Below are 21269 nucleotides of genomic sequence, written 5' to 3'. Positions count from 1 at the left end.
TTTTATTTTGGCAGTCCTTTTTTCAAAGCGATATGGGCTTTTTCTACTGCTTTTCTTTCTTTCCAGTCCATATACCTTTTCTTGTATCTGGCTTTCATAAAGTTATCAAAATTACGCTGAACAGCAAGATTCCAGAGAGAATGTGCTTTTACCGCCCAGCTTTTATCCCAGGCACGCAGGGAAATAGAGAAAGATCCGTCCAGATATTTCATCCAGTGCCACCAGCCTGTAGGCATAAATAAGGTATCTCCGTGTTCCAGAAAACATTCAATGCCTTCAATACCATCTAATGCCGGAAATTTTTCAAAATCAGGATTGGCGATATCATAATCTTCCAGTGCATAGGTGGCATAAGGAAGTTTATACAGACGTGTTTTCCACTTGTATTCAAACAGAAGAACATGCTTTCTTCCATTAAAATGGGTATGGAAGATATGCGGCATATCAATATCGTAATGAAGGAAAGTCACAGACCCTTTGCCTCCGAAAAACATACTGGGATATTTATCTAAAAATCCACCCATAAGATTCTTTGGTGGAACATAGTCGTCCAACAGTTTGGGCGCAAATTTTATAGGGTCAAAGAAAAAAATTCTCAGATCAGTAGGCTCTTTCTGAATAAGATCAACATAATCACGAAAAGGCATTTTTGTAGTCGGAGTATTGATAGGAGCGGCAGGATCTGCTTTGGAACTATCATAAAGGGGAACTTCAACATCGCCTACTACTTCTTTCATGTAATCCATCGTCCATTTCTGATAAGCGGGCCACTTTCTTGCCATATTTCTGATTACCACCGGCTTACATGGCTTTAGATATTTTTCACGGAAATCTTCCTGTGAAATGTCATCTACAATATCAATTGGTTTAAGGATTATTCCCATTCGTTCAAATTATTAAGCTAAAGTATTAAATATTTGTGATAAAAAGATGGAAAGAATTAAAATTATTTGGAATTAATATAAATAAAGAGTAAAATGCAGATTTACACCTTACTTTTTTGGAGTTATTATGATGAGGATGTTTCTGTTATTCTTTTAATTCTATTGTGTGCAAACGATAAACGATATTTGTGGAATACAATAATTGTATGTATCATTGTTGTATTAAAAACAGCCATGAAGTGTATTTCGACTATTATTCTTTCGCTTGTATTTGCAAGTGCTTTTTCACAGAAATCAACAAGGATTTTTACTTCAGATATTGATAATTTTTGGGTGGCTTATGACAGCATTCAAAAAACAAATGATTATTCCGGAAAGCTTGATCTTATCAAACGACTCTATACTGATAAAGCAACAAAAGGCTTAAAAGCTTTTATGGATGCCAGAGATTATAACGATAGTGTATATGTGAAAGCCATAGAAAAATATCCTAAATTCTGGAATTCAGTCAGACCCAATACCTTAACGATAAAAACCAAGGCCAAAGAACTGGAAGCCAGTGTTGCAAGACTGAAGGAATTGTATCCTGAACTTAAAGATGCCGAAATGTATTTTACAATTGGGGCGCTTAACTCTGGCGGAACTGTGAGCGGAAATCAGGTGTTGGTAGGTGCAGAACTTGCCACCGGAACCGGGTCTACAGAGGTCTCAGAATTTGAAGATGAATGGCTGAAGGGCGTTTTTGCCAACCAGTCTCTGGATAATATCGTTTCCCTGAATATTCATGAATATATCCACACCCAGCAGAGCGGAAATCAAAACAGGGTTTTAAACCAGGCCATAAAGGAAGGATCATGTGATCTGATTGCCGAACTTGTGATGAATGAACCTTTGAAAAGGAAATATATTTCATACGGAATGGCGCATGAAGCTGAAATTAAAGTTCAGTTTAAAAAAGAAATGTTTAGTGATAATCTTGTCAACTGGTTTTATAATGGAAGACAAAAAGGAGAAGGAGCCGATTTAGGGTATTATGTGGGGTATGAAATCAGTAAAATGTACTACCAGAATGCCAAAGATAAAAAGCAGGCTATCAAAGATATTATTGAGCTGAATTATGATGATAATAAAGCTGTTGAAGATTTCCTGGACAAATCAAAGTTTTTCAAGGAAAAAACCGCTGATCTTTTGAAAGAATATCGTAAGAAGCAGCCATATGTTGTAAAAATAGATCCTGAAAATGGCTCTGCGAGCGTAAGTGCTGATATAAAAGAACTCAGAATTACTTTCTCACAGGAAATGGTACCCGGATACTATTCTTTCAATCTTTCTGATAAAGGAAAAGAATATATGCCGATGACCAAAGTGAAAGGAATGGAAAATAATGATAAAACGTTGGTCTTGGGAGTAGATGTAAAGCCCGGCAAAGAATATGAATTTATACTCACCAATAAAAGTTTCAGGTCTAAAGAAGGGTACCCTCTGAAAGATGAAAACTTTGTTATAAAATTTAAAACGAGGGAAAAATAGTTTGATTACAAACGATTGATAACCAGCTTTTATATACAGTTTCAATAGTTTGCTTTTTGGTTGCTATTATTTTTTTCAGTATTACAGAAGGCTTGGGGTAAATATAATTCTGTTTTGTTTATAGGGCTCGGTTTTATATTATCATTTGTTGTTTGGCAGAGTTCGAAAAAAGCTGCAAAAGTAAAAGCTTAGTTTGCTTTTCATAATTCCATTCATTAGAAAATCATTATATTCGGCTTCGTAAAAATAATGATATGCAAGTATATGAAGGGATTTCTGTGGGGTTGTATCTGTTATTAATGATAGGTATAGGCATATATTCTTATAGAAAATCAACAAGTAATTCAGAAGAGTTTTTAATTGGCGGCCGGAAAATGGGAGCTGCCGTAACAGCATTGTCTGCGGGAGCAGCCGATATGAGCGGATGGCTTTTGATGGGAGTACCAGGGGCGATGTATTTGTCCGGAATTTCAAGTTCGTGGATTGCGATAGGGCTAACCATTGGTGCTTATCTCAATTATATTATTGTAGCACCAAGACTCAGAATTTATACCGAGGTGGCACAGAATGCCATTACGTTACCTGTATTTTTTGAAAACAGGTTTAAAAATAAAAATCAGCTCCTGAAAATTACATCGTCTATTTTCATTCTGGTATTTTTTACCCTGTACACTTCTGCGGGAATGGTATCCGGAGGAAAATTATTCGAATCAGCTTTTGGAATGGATTATACGGCAGGCTTACTCCTGACAAGTCTGGTAGTAGTGCTGTATACATTTTTAGGTGGTTTTCTGGCCGTAAGTCTTACTGATTTTGTGCAGGGCACCATCATGGTGCTTGCATTGGTGATCGTTCCGATTGTAGCCATTACCCAGATCGGAAGCGTGGGAGAGACGTTTTCTCTGATTGAAGCAAAAAATCCAAAATATCTGGATCTGTTCAGAGGAACAACGACTGTAAGTATTGTTTCTTTATTGGCATGGGGATTGGGATACTGCGGCCAGCCGCATATTCTGGTACGTTTTATGGCCATTGATAAACCGAAAGATCTGATCAAAGCAAGACGCATCGGGATTACATGGATGATCTTTACTGTTGCCGGAGCTCTGGCCATAGGATTGGTAGGAATCGCTTATTTGCAAAAGTTCGATATGAATACCATGATGAAGTTTGACGGATCAAAGACGGAAGCAGAAACTATTTTCATCTATTTCTCCCGTATATTATTCCACCCGTTTATTGCAGGATTTTTACTTACAGCCATTCTTGCTGCGGTAATGAGTACGATTTCTTCCCAGTTATTGGTGACTTCAAGCTCGTTAACAGAAGATATTTACAAAGCTTTTCTGAATAAAAAAGCAACTTCAAGGCAATTATTAATAGCAAGCAGGCTTTCTGTTTTACTGGTAGCTGTCATTGCGGTACTTTTATCTCTTAATCCTAAGGATAGTATTCTTAATCTGGTGGGAAATGCATGGGCAGGCTTTGGCTCTGCATTCGGGCCCCTGATCCTGCTGTCGCTTTTATGGAAAAAGGCAACATGGCAGGGAGGCTTTGCCGGGATGATGGTAGGGGGAATTACAGTGTTAGCCTGGGTTTATCTGCAACATCCGCTGAAAGACTGGTACGAAATCATTCCTGGGTTTGTACTTTCTTTACTAACTAATGTGATCGTTTCTTTATTGACTTATAACCCTGATCCTGTGATTGAAAGTGAATTTCATGAAGTTCAAAAGATTATGCAGGAGTAATATAGAAGCTTTTCAATGATACAACAATAATAGACCCTTGCTGAACAGCGAGGGTTATTGTTTTAATATTTTTCAGACGATTTATAGGGGGAAAATTATTCATTATAAAATTTAATACTATTTAACAGTCTGTTTTAAAGGTGCTTTGCCATTTTTTTATTAATTTGTCATTTCAAACTAATAACTTATTTATTATGAAAAATTTAAAGAAAATCGCGAGACAAAGTTTAAAAACAATTACGGGTGGCCGTCCTGCCGCAGCCAGTGAATGTATAGCATGTGGCTGTCCAACAACCATCTGTTATTATCTTAATGGAAACGGCGGTGGTGGTGGCTGTGGAAATATTTTATGTGCATAATTATTTCTATAAACAAAGCCTTCCATTTCATGGAAAGCTTTGCTTTTTATTACAACTTAATGTCTGTTCCTTTTAACAAGCAGCACAATCATGGCAAGAACAAGACCGGCAATGCTTGACCACATAATATTTTCTATACCATAACGGTCAATCCAAAAACCTCCCAAAAGAGTACCTGCAGTAACCGCAAAATTCCCGCAGGAAGTAAAAATACTGTTGATGAACTCAGAGGTCTCTGATGAGGAAGACGTTACATTGATATTGCTGATCAGAAAACCTCCGGAATGAATAAGCCCCCAAAAAGTTACAATAAAAATCATCGGTGTAAAATAACTTCCGTAATGCCCAACCAGAAGGTGAATTCCGGATAATAAATCAGGAACACAAAAGTAGTCTGAAACGGAAACCTGCTCATATATTTTCCTGCAATTCTGTTTCCTGCAATTCCTGCGGTTCCAAACAGAAAAAATAGCATACTGATCTGTTTCCCGTTCATTTGGGTGACATTCTTTAAAAAATCTGCCATATAACCATAAGTTGAATACATGGCTGCAATGATGAAGAATGCCAGAAAAAGCCCGTTCCATAGATGTTTATTCCGGAATATTTTAATGGGAAATTTACCTGAAGATGTTTCCGGATTCTGAATGGATGGCAGATAAAACCATACTCCCGCCAGAGCGACTCCGTTAATAAAAGCAGTAAGCAAAAAAGAAGACTGCCAGGAGAAAAGGTCAGACATAAAAGTTGCCAATGGAACTCCTAAAACAGTTGCTAGTGTAAGCCCTGAAAAAATAATACTAACAGCCCTGGATTTCTCTGCAGGATCTGAGGTTTGCCCGGCGACAGATAAAGCAATGGACCAGTATACCGGATGAAAAAATGCAGGAATCATTCTAACGATGAGAAGGAGATAAAAATTGGTAATAAATGCAGACAGGATATTGGCAGCAACAAAAACCGATAAAGAAAAAATCAATAAGTTTTTCCTTTTGAAAGAAGACAATATAAGAAGCATGAAGGGCCCGAAAACAGCAACGATCAATGCAAATGCACTCAGCAGCCATCCCGCTTTTTCAATGGAAACCCGGAATGCGGAAGCAAGTTCGGGTAATACTCCAATCACTCCGAACTCTGTAGTGGTAATTCCGAAAACACCTAGTGCCAGTACATAAAGATTTCTGTTCATATTCATTATTTTTTTGCAAATTTGCAGAATAGACTATCAGAAAACTATATACTTACCTTTTAGTTCTATACTTACCTTTTTGAAAGTGTTAATCTAAAAAAACGTTGTTATGCCTGAATTTTTCCATGATAAAAGACTGTATTATACTCCTATTGAATTTGCATTAAGTCATATCGGCGGAACATGGAAGATGCCGATTTTGTGGAGACTGCAGGAGAAGCCACTCCGTTTTAGCGAGCTTAAAAAGGATATTCCTCATATTACAGATAAAATGCTCACCAGTCAGCTGCGTGAGCTGGAAGCTAAAGAGATGATTCACAGGGAAGTATTTCCCGTAATTCCTCCAAAAGTAGAGTATAGTCTTACAAAGAAAGGAGAGAAAGCCATTCCGGTTATTGAAACTATCATGAAATTTGGTTACGATCTGATTAAGGATGAGGGAATTGTTTTTCCTCCTAAAGAATGATAACATTTCATTTTCTGTTACATAAAGCTTTTTTCATACCTTCACCATAAAATTGATCCAACAGTATGAAGCTGAAATTAGGGATATTAGATCAGTCACCCGCCACCATGGGCGGCAGTGCGGCATCTGCATTGAAAAACAGTCTTAATCTTGCTGTAATGGCTGAAGAAACAGGGTTTCACAGCATCATGTATTCCGAACATCATGGAGTAGAAGCTTATGGAAGTTCCAGTCCCGAGCTTTTAGCTGCAATTGCTCTCAGTAAAACAAACCGGATCAAAATAGGAACTGCCGGAATCATGATGAGAAACTATTCAGCCTATAAGATTGCAGAATGGACCAAAATGCTGTCGACCCTATATCCTGAACGCTTTATTCTCGGCCTGGGAAAAGCTCCCGGAGGTTTAAAAGATGCTGTCATGGCACTGAACAATCATAAACCGGTAGTGTTATCCAATATGGAAACAAAGCTGGAGGAGATTATTCAATTTATAAAAGAGGAAGAAGGAGTTTATGATGGACTTATTGCACAGCCGACTCATGTACAGCATATTCCGGAAATTATGTGGCTGGGCTCAGGAATGACCTCCGCCCGGGAAGCTGCAAAGCATGGAGTTGGATATTCATTCGCTGCTTTTATGAATAGTGAGAACGGAAAGGAAAATACAGATACTTATCTCAGAGAATTTGACAGAACACAATATTTTTCCCAGCCTTCTCTGCAGGTTGCCGTATCGGTATCAGTAGCAGATACAATGGAAGATGCCAGACGGAATGCTTACGGAATGGCCTATCAGTTTTTACAATCCCGGAAATTAGAAAGTCCGGATGCGGTTCTTTCGCCGGAAGTGGTGGAACAGAAGATTCTGGGAACAAAGGATGAAGAAGAATTCTATACTGTTTTAAACAGAATTATTATAGAAACACCGGAATCTGTTAACCGGAGATTAGATGAAATTGCCCAAAAGTACAATACCGATGATCTCCTCATATTGTGTAATATGTACCGGGAAGAAGACCGCATCAACACGTATAAAAGTATCATTAAAAATAACAGATAAACTCCGCAGTATGAAATTCTGCTGTATGATGGAGTTTTATACTATAATTCAAACCCATGAAACAGAATATTTCAACATTCTATATCATTACCGGAGGTCCCGGAGCAGGAAAAACAACGTTGCTGGATGAATTAAGCCGCCGTGAAATGATAACTGTACCTGAAGAAGGAAGGAGAATCATTAAAGAACAGATGGATTCCGGTGGAGAAGGGCTTCCATGGCTTAACAAAGAACTTTTTGCAGAACTGATGTTCGAAGAATCCGTAAAAACCTACCTGAGAATAAGTCAGACAGCTTCTGCAAAACCTGTTTTCTTTGACCGTGGGATACTGGATGCACTGGGTTATATGAAACTTGAAAATATTCCTGTTCCGGAATCTATGGAGGTTAAAGCAAGAGAAATGATTTATCATAACAATGTTTTCATTCTGCCGCCATGGAAAGAGATTTACGAAAATGACCCTGAAAGAAAACAAACCTTCGAGAAATCTATGCTTACCTTTGAATGTATGAACGAAATTTATCAGGAATATGGTTACAATATTATAGAAGTCCCGAAAATTTCAGTAAAAAACAGAGCCCGTTTTATCCTTGACAAGCTCATATAAAGTATCATCATCACCTATTAATTATCACTCATCAATTATCAAGTATGAACCATCTTCCTTTTGAAAAAGAACTGATCGAAATGGCTGACAAAGACCTGTCCGTAAGAGAAAAACTATTGAAATCAGGAGCGCTTTCCGGAGGTTATCATCCCGAAATGGAAACTATTCATAGAGCCAATGCACAACGGCTGCGGGAAATTATTGCAGAAATCGGTTATCCTACCATCTCAAAAGTAGGTGAGGAAGCTAATGATGCAGCATGGCTGATCATCCAGCATGCTATCGGCGAACCCGAATTTATGAAAACAAGCTACGCTATGATGGAAAAGCATTGTAATGATATTAACCCTATCCATAAAGCCTATTTATACGACAGGATTCAGGTTTTTCAGGGTAAACCTCAAAAGTATGGTACTCAGCTGACCTCTGACGGAATAATTTATCCCGTAGAAAACAAAAAAAAGTTAAATACAGAACGCGAAAAGGTAAATCTGCGGGTCCTTTCCGAATCAGATATCAATAAAATCCCGGAGGTCCGAGACATTCCGGAAATTGATAGCAAAGACGCTGAATATACCGCCTGGAGGAAAAAAACAGGATGGATTTAAGACTCTTTTAATAAAGGTCTGGGATCAAACAGAACTTTTAAAGTACGGATCTTTCCATCCTTTATGTGATACCATCCCGAAGACTCTATTGTTTTTTCTCCCATATCAATATTGTACCAGAAACAAACATCTTCACCGGAAGTAAAAGTCTTAAGAATCTCATACTTAAACTTCATCTGCTTCATATCCTTGATGTAAACAGATGCGCCTTCTCTCTTTCCCATTACTCCTATAAATTTAAAATCAGGATCAAGACAGCTTTCTGCCTTATCAAAATTTTCTTCATTTAAATATTGGATAAAGAGTTCTGCTGTGTTTTGAGTTGTATTGTCCATAATATTCTGTTTATTGTCTATACAAAATTAACGGATCACCGGAGATTCTTCTTGTGACTATAATCATAAAGAGCTTATCTGTTTTAAAGCAATAATTCTTCCTTTTGCATAGGCAATCTGCTCTTTTTCCTTGTCCTGATCAGGATTGTTTTTGAGGTATGTCTGATAATATGTTGCGGCATTCTTAGGCTGCTTCAGATTGAGATCATAAAGAAGCCCCAAACGGTAATAAATAATATTGCTGGTACCAAAAGTTAATCCTCTTTTATAAGCTGTCAAAGCATCATTATACTGGTTTTTAGCTTCATAAATGCCTGCAAGTGCAGCATAATAAAGGTTGGTATGATCTGAAACAGCTTCGTCAATAGTCTTTTGTGCATAGATGGCAGCATTGTTATAATCTTTCAGTTCACGATAGCTCAGGGCCATAAAATATAATGTACCTTCATTTTGTACTCCCATATCTTCCAGTGTTTTATAAAGCGTGATACATTTCTGATAATCCTTTACATAAAAATAGGCCTGTCCGAGATCATTCATTACATTAACATCAGCATGGTTTTTCAGGAGCTTTTCACCTGTTTCAATCACTTCCGGATATTTGTGGAGTTGGTTGGCAGCCGGCAGTAGAGCCTGCAGTAAAGTAAAGTTCTCAGTATCGGCTGCAATGGCTGTTTTCAATACATCATATGCAGACTGGTATTGTTTGAGGCTGATGTAAGTTGCAGAAAGATCATAAGCAACATCGGGATCTGCAGAATTAAGGCTATTGGCTTTTTTGAGGTAAGAAAGTCTGGATTCAGGAGTTTCTGCATAAGCCGCAAGCTGTTTATAGGCACTGAAGTTAATACTGTCCAGCCGGATAATCTGTTGAAGATACGTTTTGGCATTGGAAACATTTCCCCGTCTGGAATTGATACTGGCCAAACTGAATAAGGTGGGCACACTGTCGGGTTGAATGGTGTTGATCTTCAGATAATTTTTTTCTGCTTCCGGTAGTTTTCCGGCCATCATATTACAATAGGCTATTTGTGACAGAGCTTTTATATCCTGTGTATCTCCGGGATATATACTCTGAAGATAAGTAGCTGCATCAGCATAACGTTGTGTTTCATAATACTCAAGAAGTTTTTCAGTATCAATTTTTGCAGACTGGGCAGTAAGATTTTTAAAGCTTAATAGAATAATACACAAGCAGATTCCTCTTTTCATCATGGTTATTTTTAACTAAAATATAGGTTATTTACCAGGCATCCAAATTTTAGTCTCACTTATCGGGGATTTTTTTATTCTGAATGGTTTATGATGAAACACTAAGTCAGATTTCTTATATTCACTTTATATAAAAATCAGGCAAAAGATATGGAAATAAAAACTGTACAGTCATTCATTGATTATTATGAAAAAATAAGAGAGAGAACCAACTGCATTATTGAAGTTGTTCCTCCTGAGCATATTGATTTTTCCTATAAACCGGGAAAATTTACCATTGGAGATCAGATAAGACATATTGCAGCCATCGAAAGGTATATGTACGGCGAAACCATATCAGGAAGGAAAAGTGCTTATCCGGGTTGTGGTAAAGACCTTGCCGACGGCTATGGGGATACCGTTAAGTTTTTTAACGAAATGCATAGGCAGACGCTTGAAATCATCACAGGGCTTTCAGATGAGGATCTTACCAGGAAATGCCTTACTCCTGCCAATCATGAAATTTCTGTGTGGAAATGGCTCCGGGCTATGATAGAACATGAAATCCACCACAGGGCAGAATTATATATCTATCTGAACCTTCTGGATGTAAAAACACCACAGATCTATGGATTTTCTGCAGAAGAAGTACAGGATATGAGTGTGAAACTATAGTGCTGAAAGGGAATAGCCGAAGAATATTCAATCGGTTGAGGTTAATTTGTATATTAGCCCATTCAAAAAAATAATAATGACCAGACCTCTTATCATTCCTCTTTTGCTATTCTTAAACAGTGCATATGCACAGACTCATCTGGAGCTTAAACCGGGAGACACCCTGAAATATTCACCACAAGCCCACAAACCATCATGGATTTCGGTACAGTCGGCTGATGCTAATCTGGGAATTGCTTTGTTCATGGATGGAAAGAAACTGAAAGAACAGGATGATTCCAGAGGAATAAAAAGTATCGAGCGCCTGTATTTTACTCCTGAAAAAGGAAAGAAATATGAAGTAAAGATCTGGGCTAAATCTTATCTTGAAAAAAGTAAAATCGCAAAAGTATCTATTGCCGAATCTAAAAGCGTACCTATTCTGAACGGCCAGTTCAGTTCCGATCAGTTTGTGGAAGATCTCAGAACATTCCGCCTGATCAGGGAAAAAGCAAATTCCGGACTCTATGTGTACAGAAGCAAAAAGCAGATAGACAGCATCTACCAGCAGGCGGAAGCAGAAGCCAGAAACAGTAAAAATATTTTTGATTTCTATAAAATCATTGCAAGACTTACCGGATTTGAAGGAAGCTGCCATAATTATACGGATTTACCTAATCACGCCTCCTATTATCTCACCCAGAAACCTGAATATTTGCCCATCACTCTGAAGAATATTGACGGACGCCTGCTTCAGGATTCAAAAGAGGCAGCAATACCTCTTGGTGCCGAAATTCTTTCCATCAACGGAGTTCCTGCAAAAGAAATGATCAGCCGTTTCTCGCAATACTATTTTTCTGATGGCTATTCCATGCCTTACAAGGAAACAACAGGTTTTGAAAGAGGAATGCTGGATAAATTTTATATGGAATTCGGAAACCATAAAAATTATGTGATCCGATATCAATGGAATGGAGCCGTAAAAGAAGTTTCTCTGGAAGGAATACCATTGGAAAGTTTCAAAAAACTTCAGGAATCAAGATATTCGCTTGCCTTTGACAAAAAACTGCTGTCTGAAAAATATAGCTTCAGCAAAGAAGGAGAAGGAATTTACAGATTATCTTTGAGAGGATTCGATTTTGCCACCGGAAAAGAAGATCCGGCCTATAAAAAATTCAGTGTTTTTCTTGATCAGATGATGGATACTCTGGAAAAGGAAAAAATACAGAATCTGATCATTGATCTCAGAGGAAATACAGGAGGCACAGGAGCTCTTTATGAAAAAGTATTCTCTTATCTTGCACAAAGACCTTTCCGTGACAGTCACTATGCTTACACCCAATTCAATGAAGTCCCTTTGGAGGAAAAACTCATTATAACTCCTCTTTTCCTTTCTAACGGCGTACAGGATAAACATGGCCTTAATGCCTATCTGAAACAGCTTTACCCTAAAAGTGTTCAGGGGAAATATTACTGGGCAGATGACAAGAATCCATCCGTTTTGCCTAATGAAAGAACTTTTAAAGGACAGCTGTATCTGCTTGTTGATCAAAGGGTAGCTTCTGCAGCTTCACACCTTGCTTCCCTTATTAAATCCTATACCAATGCTGTTGTGATTGGAAAAGAAACGGTAGGAGGCTATTATGAACATAATGGCCATCTTCCATTAGTGTATGAACTTCCCAATACCGGAATCCAGACAGGATTTTCTATTGTTCACGTCATTCAGGATGCTCAAAATCTTCCTGATCAGAAAAGAGGACAGGGGATTATTCCTCATGTGACAATACAGCAGACCGATCAGGAATTTCTTGATCAGACCGATGTTTATCTGAAAAAAGTAGCAGAACTTAGAAAACAATAAAAAGTTTTTCACACGCATAAAGCCAGCTGTAAATTCATTGTTTGCAGCTGGTTTTTTTATTCTAACAGTACAATAATATTTTATATTATTTCTATTTTAAGTGATAAATTTATCATTTTCATTTATTAAAAATTGTTAAATATTTATTTGATATAGAGGTGTTTATTTCTTTTTTTTTAATCATTTATTTTGGAATTATTGATGAAAAGTCGTAGAACTACGACAAAATTTCAGATTATCCATTGAAAATTTCCTGAATAGCAATTACCGCTTTATCTTTGTAATACCACCAATCCAATTACAAAAAATTAATAATGATTACAATCTGCATATTACAACAATAAAATCAGGTGAAATCCTGAATTTCAACAGGGATACAAAGTAAACTAATAGTTGTGCTTTTCCTTTTAACACCCTGTTACGACCTCAATATCCGGATTCCTCTTTACAGATGAAGCACGGATAGCGAAATGATCTGAACTTTTTGGTCGGATCAGTTTCAGTCTTAAAAAAATCTGACACCCAATCAATCAAAATATTACCATTATGTTTCAGGACGATCATTCACCCAAATTGCCTGTTTCCAAAGATAAAATTTCAGCTGTAAAAAATATTAAAGAAACATTGACAGATGAGGCCGTTAGCAAGACTGCTCAGGAAGTGCAGCAAAAATCGAGTGGAACCATTAAAAAAGCTTCAGAAAAAATGGCTCAGGCCCAGGCCTATACAGGGATGGCTCAAAACGGGTCCCAAATGTTTATGAACCAGGTTAAACAATCCAACCCTCCCACACTGGTAGAAGATAAAGTATGGGCTAAACAGCCAACTTCAGGAATTTATAATGCCAGCACGATACCGGGAAATCAGGTAGCCGGAATTAATCGTGTGGTAAAACTTGAAATCGTAATTGACGGAAAGGTCATTAAGCATTTCAAACATTTTCAGTTAAAACAAAGTGCTGTAAAACATCATGAATTTGATCTGATGCTGGCTCACGATAGTTTGGGAAATTCCGAAAACCACAATCTGGAAGAAGCTCAGAACTTTCTGGGAAAAAGAATTACGGTTATTTTCAGATATAAAGACGTTGAAGACGGTCCGGAAAGAAATTTCGTTGGAGTCATCACAGAAGTAGGTTTCAGCCAGGAAAAAGGAAGCCTGGGAAATATCGTTCTTACAGGATCCAGCCCTACGGTTCTTTTAGATGCAGCACCCCATATTCAAAGTTTTGGCGGAGCCCAGGAAATCAGTCTGAACAGTATTGCAGATCAGGTGATCAAAGAAGGTCTGGGACAAAATACGTTCGATTTCAGAGTAGACGCAGCCCATGGAAATGTTTCTTACAGCTCACAATATGAAGAAACTCATTATAACTATCTGGCCCGAATTGCGGAAGCCTACGGTGAACAGTTTTATTATGATGGCGAAGTACTGCATTTCGGGAAACTTCCACCGCAGGAAAAACCTGTAAAGCTAACCTATGGCAGCAGTGTGAGTGATGTCAAGATAAAAATGAAGGCACAGCACGTGAATCCGTCATTTTACGGTTACAACAGCAGTAAAAATGAAAAATTAACGGCTGGAAGCTCAAAGATTAATCACACCTCAGATATTGCGAAGAGAGCCTATGAAATTTCAGAAAAAACATTTACCACTCCATCGCTGAGGGTAGCTCCAATAAAAGCGGTGTCTTTCATGGATGTGGAAACTTCTCAGAAAGGAACTGCCGGAAGTAAGGCTGCTGAAGTCTTTGTTATTTCAGGAGTTACAACAGTACCATTCCTTTATCCCGGCTGTATCGCTGATATTGAAATGAGAAAAGCCGAAAGCAGTGAAACAACCTATTTTACCAAACTGATGATTACAGACATGTATCATGAGGTAGATGCCAGAGGATATTATACCGGCACTTTTGAGGCAATAGCTTCTGATACAGGATTTATTCCCCGTCCGGAGTTCCATACCCCCAAAGCGGATGCCCAGTTTGCCAAAGTAATTTCCAATGCAGATCCTTTAAACCAGGGAAGAGTGAAAGTGCAGTTTGACTGGCAGAATGGCTCTACTACAACAGAATATATCAGAGTGATGACTCCTGATGGCGGAGGCAGCGAAAAAGTGAGTAAAAATCGTGGATTTATGGCGATTCCGGAGGAAGGAGATCAGGTAGTGGTCAATTTTGCACACCAGCATCCTGACCGTCCGTTTGTGATGGGAGGAATGTTCCATGGCGGAGTTGGCGGTGGCGGCGGTGCCGGAAATAATATTAAAAGCTTAAGCAGTAAAAGCGGACATACCATGAGTCTGGATGATGCCGGTGGAATTACCGTAAAAGATAAAGATCAAAATTCTGTTTTTCTGGATGGAGCAGGAAATATAAGCATAGACAGCAAAATTTCCATTACGCTGAATTGCGGAAGCAGCTCGATTTATATGGATAAAGAGGGAAATATTCAGATTAAAGGAAAAGAAATATTCATACAGGGAGTCAATATTGGTGTTGGCGGCACAACGAGTATTGGAGTTGGAGTAGGTCCTGAAGACGGTGAACCTACTTCAGGTGTCGGAATCAAATCCGATACACTGGATATCGGAACCAATACGCTTTCCATGAGAGGTGATACTGAAGCCAATCTCAGCAGTGGAGGAAAAATCAATGTCGGTGGAGGAAGCGAGACGAATATTGTAAGTGGAACTGTAAAACTGAATTAATGAATCCGGTAGATTTGGAGTTGGTAAAATTAAAAAGACAATGGCAGAAAGTGGTTTCAAAGAATGAAGAAAAGCCTATGCTGATCTGTTTGGGAGAAAAACATGAAACCGATCTTTTTGATGGATTTATCAAGTCGAAACTTTCTGAAGATGAAGAAGGAGATGATGTTTTTTTACTCCATTACCAGGAATTTAACGGAATGAATTCCTTCGGACAAACCTTATTGGATGAATGGACTGAGTTCTGTGAAATGCTGAAGAAAAGCGAGGCAGATATTCCCCATTGGAATCTGGAAAAGCCGGATGAAAGTTTTAAAACAGATGCTTACAAAGCTTTTTACCCTTTGCTGGAACTAAAGAAAAACTTCCCGAATATTAAGGATTCTAAAATCTATATCTACATTGCTCCGCTCAGGATTAATGATACCGAAGAACTTTCTTTATGGGTGAAAGAATGGTGCAGGATCTGTGAAGCAACGGGAAATAAAGATATTAAACTGGTTTGGGCGGAACATCACCATTACAGGACTCTGCCCGATATCTCTTCAGCCCATAGCTTCAGAATAGAGGTAGACATTCATCAGTTAATGCAGAATACTGCCGCTCATACCAACCGTAAGAAGAACAGCCCGGATACAGACTTCCAGCAGCAGATTCTTATAGCGAGTAATCATTTAAGCAAAGAAAGATTCAAAGAAGCAGAGCACGCATTGAAAAAGGCGGTGAAGCTCGCCGGAGAACAAAAAAATAAACAGGGCGAAATTTCTGCCTATTTTATGCTTACCCAGGCATATATAGCGGACAGGAAGAAGGATAGGGCAGAAGATACCTATCGGACAATATTTGAAAAAGTAGAACCTGATACTCCTCTGGAAGTTCAGATGTATATGAATTATGGCAGCCATTTATTAGGCAACTCCAAAAAGTCCAGGGCAGAAAAAGCATTTGAAAAAGCCGCAGAGACGGCTCATAAAATAGGAGAATATGCAATGGCGATTGAGTGTTACAGGATCATCGCTACATTGAATGATACGGTGCTGACAAAAGATAAAATGATCCGGTATTTTGAAAAATGTCTGGATATAGCAAAACTGATGGATCCTTCAGCAAGAGAACAGAGCAGTCTGAGGTTTGTTGCCTCAATGCTTATTCTCAAATATGAAGGCGATACTGATAAAAAAACAAAACTGGATAGTGAAATGAAGACTTATTTTGGTGATGACTGGAAGGTGAGCGTGGAAAAACCAAAAGCAGGGTAATCTCAAATTAAAAGAATCATGGCAGATCTGAATAAAAAAACTGTAAAACCCATTAAAGTAGCAAAACCGGACATGAACCCAGACCGCTCATGGAAGATAAATACAGATGTTACTTCGGTAAGCTGGGGTAAAACCAAACAGGGATGGAAGAACGGAATGAAGAATAATTTCGATTCCCTGAATCCCGTTTCCATGGCCAAATCTATAGTGGGAGGAGATGCCGGACAGCCGGAAAAAAGCAGTGGAGGCGGAGGCGGAGGTGGCGACAGTGCCGTGACAGTAGAAAAGGCCGCTCCGGAAAGCAAAGTGAAACTGATTAAGGTTAATAATCCTGCAATGCCTTCCACAGCCATTCAGCATACAAGTAAACATTTTGATATCGTACTGGCCATTGATATCCACTGGACTCTCATACCGCCGCCACCTTCATTCATGTTTATTCCACTGCCGCTGCCTCATCCGTTTATCGGGATTGTTTTTGATATAATGGATTATATAACCATTAAAATTCCGATTCCGCAATTTGCCAGAAATCTGATGCCTTCTCTTCCGGAAAATATTCCGCTGGGTGGCTCTATATATGTTCATGGAAGGCACAAAGCAACCACCACAACCAGTGTGATGGGAGTGGTCATTCCGTTCAGACATGTCACATCGCTTATTCCGGTGTATATCATTCCTTTTCCTCAGGAAGCTCCACACGAAGGAGAAGTGTATTACGGTTCGCAGACCGTTCTGGCGCAGGGAAGTAAAATGAGCGGTAACCAGCCTCAGCAGGTATTAACCTGTATGGGATTTCCTTTCGGAATGACAATGCTGCCCGCAATGCCTGATAAGCCAAAAAAAAATCCATTGGCCTATTTTGCTTTTTATAATAACTTTTCAAGCATGTATATTCAGATCAATACGGGTGGACCGGTTTTGGTAGGAGGCGCTTTTGTACCCCATGTTTATACACCCGGAGAAATGCTGATGCGTCTTGCCGGAATGTTTTTAATGAGAAGTTTAACCAAGAAATTAGGAAAACTTGGTGCTAACGGTTTAAAAAAGCTAAATAACAGTGTTCTTAAAAAGGCACCTTTCAATAAATTCAAATTAGCCAATGCATTATCCAAAAAATTATGTCATTACGGCCTTGAACCTGTAAATTTTGCAACCGGTGCCATGGTTTTTGAATGGGATGATTTTATAATTCAGGGCAGTACACCTTTAAGCTGGAAAAATATCTGGCACAGCGACCGGCCTTATGATTTCGGACCTCTTGGAAATGGCGTTTTCAATAATCATGATCTGTTTATTCTTCCTGATGAAGATAATAAGTTTGCAGGCTGGATGCATCCGGACGAAAATATGGCAATGCTGATTCCTGCACCGGAGATTGGAGAAGAAATGACTTATTTCAGAGATCAGAAAATATGGCAGTACAGACCCAATAGCAGTATCTGGATTGTTCGTAAAGGAACTGATGTTTATACATATAAACGTTTTCATCATATTTCGGAAGGAGTTGTTTATAAGGTAACCCGTATTGAATATGGTGACGGAACAATCAGGGAATATGAGTATGAAGCCAGGAACATTGTACTGAAAAGTATAAAAGATGTAAAAACTGGCTGCAGTATAGAAACTGTAATTCACCCGACATATAAAAAAGTAACAGAAGTTTACTATTGTTATAAAAACCAGAGAGATCTGCAGGTTAGGTACGACTATGATGAACGTGGCAACCTTACCCATGTCTGGGATATTCACAAAAAGGCCATTGTGTTTGACTATGATGGAGAAAACCATGTTGTGAAAAGAACCAACCGGAACGGGATGAGCTATCAATGGGAATATGATAAAAACGGAAGAGTAGTTCATACCAAAGGTACGGATGGATATATGGAAGGAAGACTTCATTACCATGATGAGGAAGGTTACACAGAAGTTATCTATCCAAAGCAAAACAATAAAACCGAGGAATATCATTATGATGAAAACTTTCTGGTTTACAAAAAAGTAAATGGAGAAGGTGGAGAAACCTGGTACGATTATACAGCCCACAACGAGTTGAAAATGACGGGGTCCCCGGAAGGAAGAGTTCAGGGATATACCTATGATGAAATGGGAAATATTAAAATCTTCCATACCCCGGATGGAGAAGAATACCATTATCAATACAATGAATTCGGACAGGTAATTGCCCGTTTCTCTCCTTCGGGAGCTTCGGAAACATGGAGCTATGATGAAGAAGGAAAACTAATCAGCTATACCGACCCTGCTGAAGAAAGTGTATACTATGAATATGCAGACGGTGAAAGAATTCCTGAAAGAAGCAGCAGAGAAGAGATTGCTACTTATTATAAATATAACCAGAGAGGCCAGCTTACTCAGCTCACCAACACCGCGGGAGCCGAGCAGTACTGGAAATATGATGAGTATGGAAGGCTGACGGTGTTCAGTCCGGGCCCTTTGAACAGAACCCTCTGGAACAGGGATAAAATGGGAAGAGTGGTTGAAGTGAGCGAGCAGGGGCAATTCCCGTTAAAATTCCGTTATGATGCCTATGATCTTCCGGTGTATGCTACCGACGGGCGTGCAGAATGGCTCATGAGCTATACGCCGATGGGAAGCCTTAAACGTCAAGTCCGCAGGAATGCTCTTTCCCATAAAAAAGAAGAAACATTGTTTTTCGGGTATGATGCTTATGAAAATTTAATGAGCATTACCAATGAGAAAGGAGAAGTCTATTCTTTTGAAAGAAATAATAATAATGATATCATTGGTGAAATAGGGTTTGACGGCCAGAAAAAGTTCTTTGTAAGAGATAAAGACGGAATGGTTACCCAAACCAGGACTCCTCAGGGAAAAGATATTTTTCATGAATATGATCTGGGCGGAAGATTGACACAGACCCATTATCCCGACGGAACCTGGGAAGCCTATCAGTATGACACTTCAGGATTATTGGTTAAAGCAGATAATGAAAACAGCAGTGTCGCTTTTCAGAGAAATAAATTAGGACAGGTCACCAGTGAAAAACAGGGTGAGCATACGATTCAATATGAATATGACAGTCAGGCAAATCTGATCGGTTTGAAAAGCAGTCTGGGAGCCGAAGTAGACTATTCTTATAATGATCTGGGACAGCTTAAAACGGTAACTGCCGCAACTCCGGAAGTGCATGCACCCTGGCAGATGAATCTTGAGATCAGCCGGAATGGGCAGATGCATTCCCGTGAAATGACCGGCGGGGTGGAAAGCATTTTTGAATTTGACCATATCGGAATGCCGGTAAGTCAGAAAGTAACAGTGAATAAAACCAATACTACCTTCCATAAAGACTACAGCTGGGGAGCCGGAAACCGGTTGCTGCATACCCTGGACAGGGTGACGGGCGGAAGAACAAGATTTGATTACGATGCTTTCGGAAGCCTTGTTGCTGCAGAATATTCGAACGGAGAGGTGCAGTACAAAAATCCGGATGCTACGGGATGTTTATATGAAAGCGCCCGGCAGACTGACCGCGTCTACGACAAAGGAGGAAAGCTGATGCGTGATAAAAACTGGTTCTACCATTACGATGAAGAAGGAAATTTATTGTTAAAAAGTAAACGGCCAATCAACGATGCCAAGCCGGAGCATAAAGAAGAACAAGAGAATACACATCCTTATTATAAAACCATTGCTTCAGATTGGCTGAATAGCCCGAAACTGCCGGATGGAGCCGATTTACCCAATGTAACCGAAGACTCTCCAACAGAAATTCAAAGCCCGGAATGGTCTGCCAGAGACTGGGCATATTCCTGGAATGCCAACGGAATGCTGGCCAAAGTAAAGCGCCCCGACGGGAAAGAAGTAAGTTTTGAGTATGATGCCCTCGGAAGAAGAACCTCAAAAATTGGTCTGAAGAAAATAACTCGTTATATTTGGGATGGTAACGTTCTCCTGCATGAATGGAGCTATGATGCAGAAGAAGTTCCTGTAACGGTTGTAGATGATGACGGAAATGTCAGCGTTGGAAAAGAACCTGTGGAGAATGTGGTGACCTGGGTGTATGAAAGGGGAAGTCATGTGCCGAGTGCGAAAATAATAGATAATGAATGTTACACTATTGTTAATGACTATTTAGGAACGCCAATACAGGTTTACACTGAAAGAGGAGAAAAGGTTTGGGAGAGAGAACTCAACATTTATGGAGATATAAAAGTTGAAATTGGTGTTGAAAATTTTGTGCCTTTCCGTTATCAGGGACAGTATTATGATGTTGAAATTGATCTTTGCTATAATAGATTAAGATATTATGATGTAAAAAGTGGTTTATATATTAGCAAAGATCCAATAGATATTGATGGAGGTTATAATATCTATGCATATGTTCATGATTCTAACAACTATTTAGATATATTTGGTTTAGCCGGGCAAAGATGGGCTGGAAAAACTAAAAAAGATGGTACCCCTTATCAAAAGCCAGGACCGAAAAGTAAAGGAACTGGTGACCATAACGCTAAAATTGATGAAATCATAGCAAGAGAAACAGCCAAACCTGGAGTAGAGCATATTGGTGGAGGTTCTAAAACAGAAATAATATTAGAAGACTTAGGAGGGCATAAGGATGTGAGAAGAATGGATGCATCATTTAAAAATGCTGATGGAGATATATACCACATAAATGTTGGACGAACATTAGAAGATGGAAAAACAGGAGTAATAAGAGAAAGATTAGCTTTGGAAGATGTTAGAAATGCTGGCCATAATGTTACCTTTGAAGGATATGGTAAAGCATCTGCGTATAGATAATTTAAAATAGTAAATATAA

17 protein-coding genes are annotated in these 21269 nt (G+C 38.9%); 12 read left to right on the top strand and 5 right to left on the bottom strand.

The genetic code is table 11. The annotated features are described in order from the left end of the window. Window positions 1-2 precede the first annotated feature (2 nt). Window positions 3-884 (bottom strand): cupin-like domain-containing protein, encoded by an 882-nt coding sequence (locus AC59HC_RS07390; protein WP_395973204.1) that lies wholly within the window; start codon window positions 882-884, stop codon window positions 3-5. 234 nt (window positions 885-1118) lie between these two features. Here AC59HC_RS07390 and AC59HC_RS07385 point away from each other — a divergent pair, with 234 nt between their 5' ends. The 3 genes from AC59HC_RS07385 to AC59HC_RS07375 all read left to right on the top strand — a co-directional run bounded on the left by AC59HC_RS07385 (window position 1119) and on the right by AC59HC_RS07375 (window position 4524). Next, window positions 1119-2414 (top strand): Ig-like domain-containing protein, encoded by a 1296-nt coding sequence (locus AC59HC_RS07385; protein ID WP_496558347.1) that lies wholly within the window; start codon window positions 1119-1121, stop codon window positions 2412-2414. Between the two features lie 254 nt (window positions 2415-2668). Further along, on the top strand, window positions 2669-4165 hold the full coding sequence (putP, locus tag AC59HC_RS07380) for a sodium/proline symporter PutP (RefSeq protein ID WP_202842987.1): 1497 nt from the start codon (window positions 2669-2671) through the stop codon (window positions 4163-4165). Window positions 4166-4359: 194 nt separating this feature from the next. After that, complete coding sequence (locus AC59HC_RS07375) at window positions 4360-4524, top strand: bacteriocin-like protein (protein ID WP_227941554.1); 165 nt, start codon at window positions 4360-4362, stop codon at window positions 4522-4524. 56 nt (window positions 4525-4580) lie between these two features. On the opposite strand, the gene AC59HC_RS07370 is transcribed toward AC59HC_RS07375, so the two are convergent. Together AC59HC_RS07370 and AC59HC_RS07365 are read right to left on the bottom strand one after the other, a co-directional pair. Beyond that, a complete protein-coding gene (locus AC59HC_RS07370; RefSeq protein WP_496558346.1) occupies window positions 4581-4844 on the bottom strand; it encodes a hypothetical protein in 264 nt (87 codons plus the stop codon). Then, window positions 4841-5713, bottom strand: coding sequence for an MFS transporter (locus AC59HC_RS07365; RefSeq protein ID WP_496558345.1), 873 nt, complete (start codon window positions 5711-5713; stop codon window positions 4841-4843). The genes AC59HC_RS07370 and AC59HC_RS07365 overlap by 4 nt, the downstream gene beginning before the upstream one ends. Window positions 5714-5822: 109 nt before the next feature. Between AC59HC_RS07365 and AC59HC_RS07360 the strand changes: the two genes are divergently transcribed. From AC59HC_RS07360 to AC59HC_RS07345, 4 genes are all read left to right on the top strand, one after another. Continuing rightward, entirely contained in the window at window positions 5823-6179 is a 357-nt protein-coding gene (locus AC59HC_RS07360) for a winged helix-turn-helix transcriptional regulator (RefSeq protein WP_110009755.1), read from the top strand. A 65-nt stretch (window positions 6180-6244) separates the two neighbouring features. Beyond that, window positions 6245-7240 carry an MsnO8 family LLM class oxidoreductase gene (locus tag AC59HC_RS07355; protein ID WP_496558344.1) on the top strand — a complete coding sequence of 332 codons (996 nt, stop codon included), beginning with the start codon at window positions 6245-6247 and terminating at the stop codon, window positions 7238-7240. 56 nt (window positions 7241-7296) lie between these two features. Beyond that, window positions 7297-7848, top strand: a complete 552-nt coding sequence (locus AC59HC_RS07350; protein WP_496558343.1) for an AAA family ATPase — start codon at window positions 7297-7299, stop codon at window positions 7846-7848. Window positions 7849-7892: 44 nt separating this feature from the next. Next, window positions 7893-8456, top strand: a complete 564-nt coding sequence (locus AC59HC_RS07345) for a DUF6624 domain-containing protein (protein ID WP_496558342.1) — start codon at window positions 7893-7895, stop codon at window positions 8454-8456. Here AC59HC_RS07345 and AC59HC_RS07340 read toward each other — a convergent pair. Both AC59HC_RS07340 and AC59HC_RS07335 read right to left on the bottom strand, forming a co-directional pair. Beyond that, window positions 8453-8791, bottom strand: a complete 339-nt coding sequence (locus AC59HC_RS07340) for a nuclear transport factor 2 family protein (RefSeq protein ID WP_343640373.1) — start codon at window positions 8789-8791, stop codon at window positions 8453-8455. The two genes, AC59HC_RS07345 and AC59HC_RS07340, sit on opposite strands and share 4 nt — an antisense overlap. 63 nt (window positions 8792-8854) lie before the next feature. After that, a complete protein-coding gene (locus tag AC59HC_RS07335) occupies window positions 8855-10006 on the bottom strand; it encodes a tetratricopeptide repeat protein (RefSeq protein ID WP_496558341.1) in 1152 nt (383 codons plus the stop codon). 147 nt (window positions 10007-10153) lie between these two features. On the opposite strand from AC59HC_RS07335, the gene AC59HC_RS07330 reads away from it, so the two are divergent. From AC59HC_RS07330 to AC59HC_RS07310, 5 genes are all read left to right on the top strand, one after another. After that, window positions 10154-10657: a DinB family protein gene (locus tag AC59HC_RS07330; protein WP_202842970.1), complete on the top strand. Its 504-nt coding sequence runs from the start codon at window positions 10154-10156 to the stop codon at window positions 10655-10657. A gap of 76 nt (window positions 10658-10733) precedes the next feature. After that, window positions 10734-12500: a S41 family peptidase gene (locus AC59HC_RS07325; RefSeq protein ID WP_496558340.1), complete on the top strand. Its 1767-nt coding sequence runs from the start codon at window positions 10734-10736 to the stop codon at window positions 12498-12500. Between the two features lie 546 nt (window positions 12501-13046). Then, complete coding sequence (locus AC59HC_RS07320; protein WP_496558339.1) at window positions 13047-15209, top strand: type VI secretion system Vgr family protein; 2163 nt, start codon at window positions 13047-13049, stop codon at window positions 15207-15209. Next, a complete protein-coding gene (locus AC59HC_RS07315; RefSeq protein ID WP_496558338.1) occupies window positions 15209-16468 on the top strand; it encodes a tetratricopeptide repeat protein in 1260 nt (419 codons plus the stop codon). The genes AC59HC_RS07320 and AC59HC_RS07315 overlap by 1 nt, the downstream gene beginning before the upstream one ends. Window positions 16469-16486: 18 nt before the next feature. Next, on the top strand, window positions 16487-21250 hold the full coding sequence (locus AC59HC_RS07310) for an RHS repeat-associated core domain-containing protein (RefSeq protein ID WP_496558337.1): 4764 nt from the start codon (window positions 16487-16489) through the stop codon (window positions 21248-21250). Window positions 21251-21269 lie beyond the last annotated feature (19 nt).

The sequence above is a fragment of the Chryseobacterium sp. DZ-32 genome, assembly GCF_059587025.1.
The sequence above is the reverse complement of the archived record's forward strand: the minus strand, read 5'-3'. Positions and strand labels throughout refer to the sequence as shown.

Excerpts from the sequence above, each read along its gene's own strand:
- AC59HC_RS07330 (WP_202842970.1), top strand. The coding sequence starts at position 10,154 with ATGGAAATAAAAACTGTACAGTCATTCATTGATTATTATGAAAAAATA.
- AC59HC_RS07345 (WP_496558342.1), top strand. The coding sequence starts at position 7,893 with ATGAACCATCTTCCTTTTGAAAAAGAACTGATCGAAATGGCTGACAAA.
- AC59HC_RS07390 (WP_395973204.1), bottom strand. The coding sequence starts at position 884 with ATGGGAATAATCCTTAAACCAATTGATATTGTAGATGACATTTCACAG.
- AC59HC_RS07360 (WP_110009755.1), top strand. The coding sequence starts at position 5,823 with ATGCCTGAATTTTTCCATGATAAAAGACTGTATTATACTCCTATTGAA.
- AC59HC_RS07325 (WP_496558340.1), top strand. The coding sequence starts at position 10,734 with ATGACCAGACCTCTTATCATTCCTCTTTTGCTATTCTTAAACAGTGCA.
- AC59HC_RS07365 (WP_496558345.1), bottom strand. The coding sequence starts at position 5,713 with ATGAACAGAAATCTTTATGTACTGGCACTAGGTGTTTTCGGAATTACC.
- AC59HC_RS07375 (WP_227941554.1), top strand. The coding sequence starts at position 4,360 with ATGAAAAATTTAAAGAAAATCGCGAGACAAAGTTTAAAAACAATTACG.
- AC59HC_RS07310 (WP_496558337.1), top strand. The coding sequence starts at position 16,487 with ATGGCAGATCTGAATAAAAAAACTGTAAAACCCATTAAAGTAGCAAAA.
- AC59HC_RS07320 (WP_496558339.1), top strand. The coding sequence starts at position 13,047 with ATGTTTCAGGACGATCATTCACCCAAATTGCCTGTTTCCAAAGATAAA.
- AC59HC_RS07385 (WP_496558347.1), top strand. The coding sequence starts at position 1,119 with ATGAAGTGTATTTCGACTATTATTCTTTCGCTTGTATTTGCAAGTGCT.
- AC59HC_RS07355 (WP_496558344.1), top strand. The coding sequence starts at position 6,245 with ATGAAGCTGAAATTAGGGATATTAGATCAGTCACCCGCCACCATGGGC.
- AC59HC_RS07335 (WP_496558341.1), bottom strand. The coding sequence starts at position 10,006 with ATGATGAAAAGAGGAATCTGCTTGTGTATTATTCTATTAAGCTTTAAA.
- AC59HC_RS07350 (WP_496558343.1), top strand. The coding sequence starts at position 7,297 with ATGAAACAGAATATTTCAACATTCTATATCATTACCGGAGGTCCCGGA.
- putP (WP_202842987.1), top strand. The coding sequence starts at position 2,669 with ATGCAAGTATATGAAGGGATTTCTGTGGGGTTGTATCTGTTATTAATG.
- AC59HC_RS07315 (WP_496558338.1), top strand. The coding sequence starts at position 15,209 with ATGAATCCGGTAGATTTGGAGTTGGTAAAATTAAAAAGACAATGGCAG.
- AC59HC_RS07370 (WP_496558346.1), bottom strand. The coding sequence starts at position 4,844 with ATGATTTTTATTGTAACTTTTTGGGGGCTTATTCATTCCGGAGGTTTT.
- AC59HC_RS07340 (WP_343640373.1), bottom strand. The coding sequence starts at position 8,791 with ATGGACAATACAACTCAAAACACAGCAGAACTCTTTATCCAATATTTA.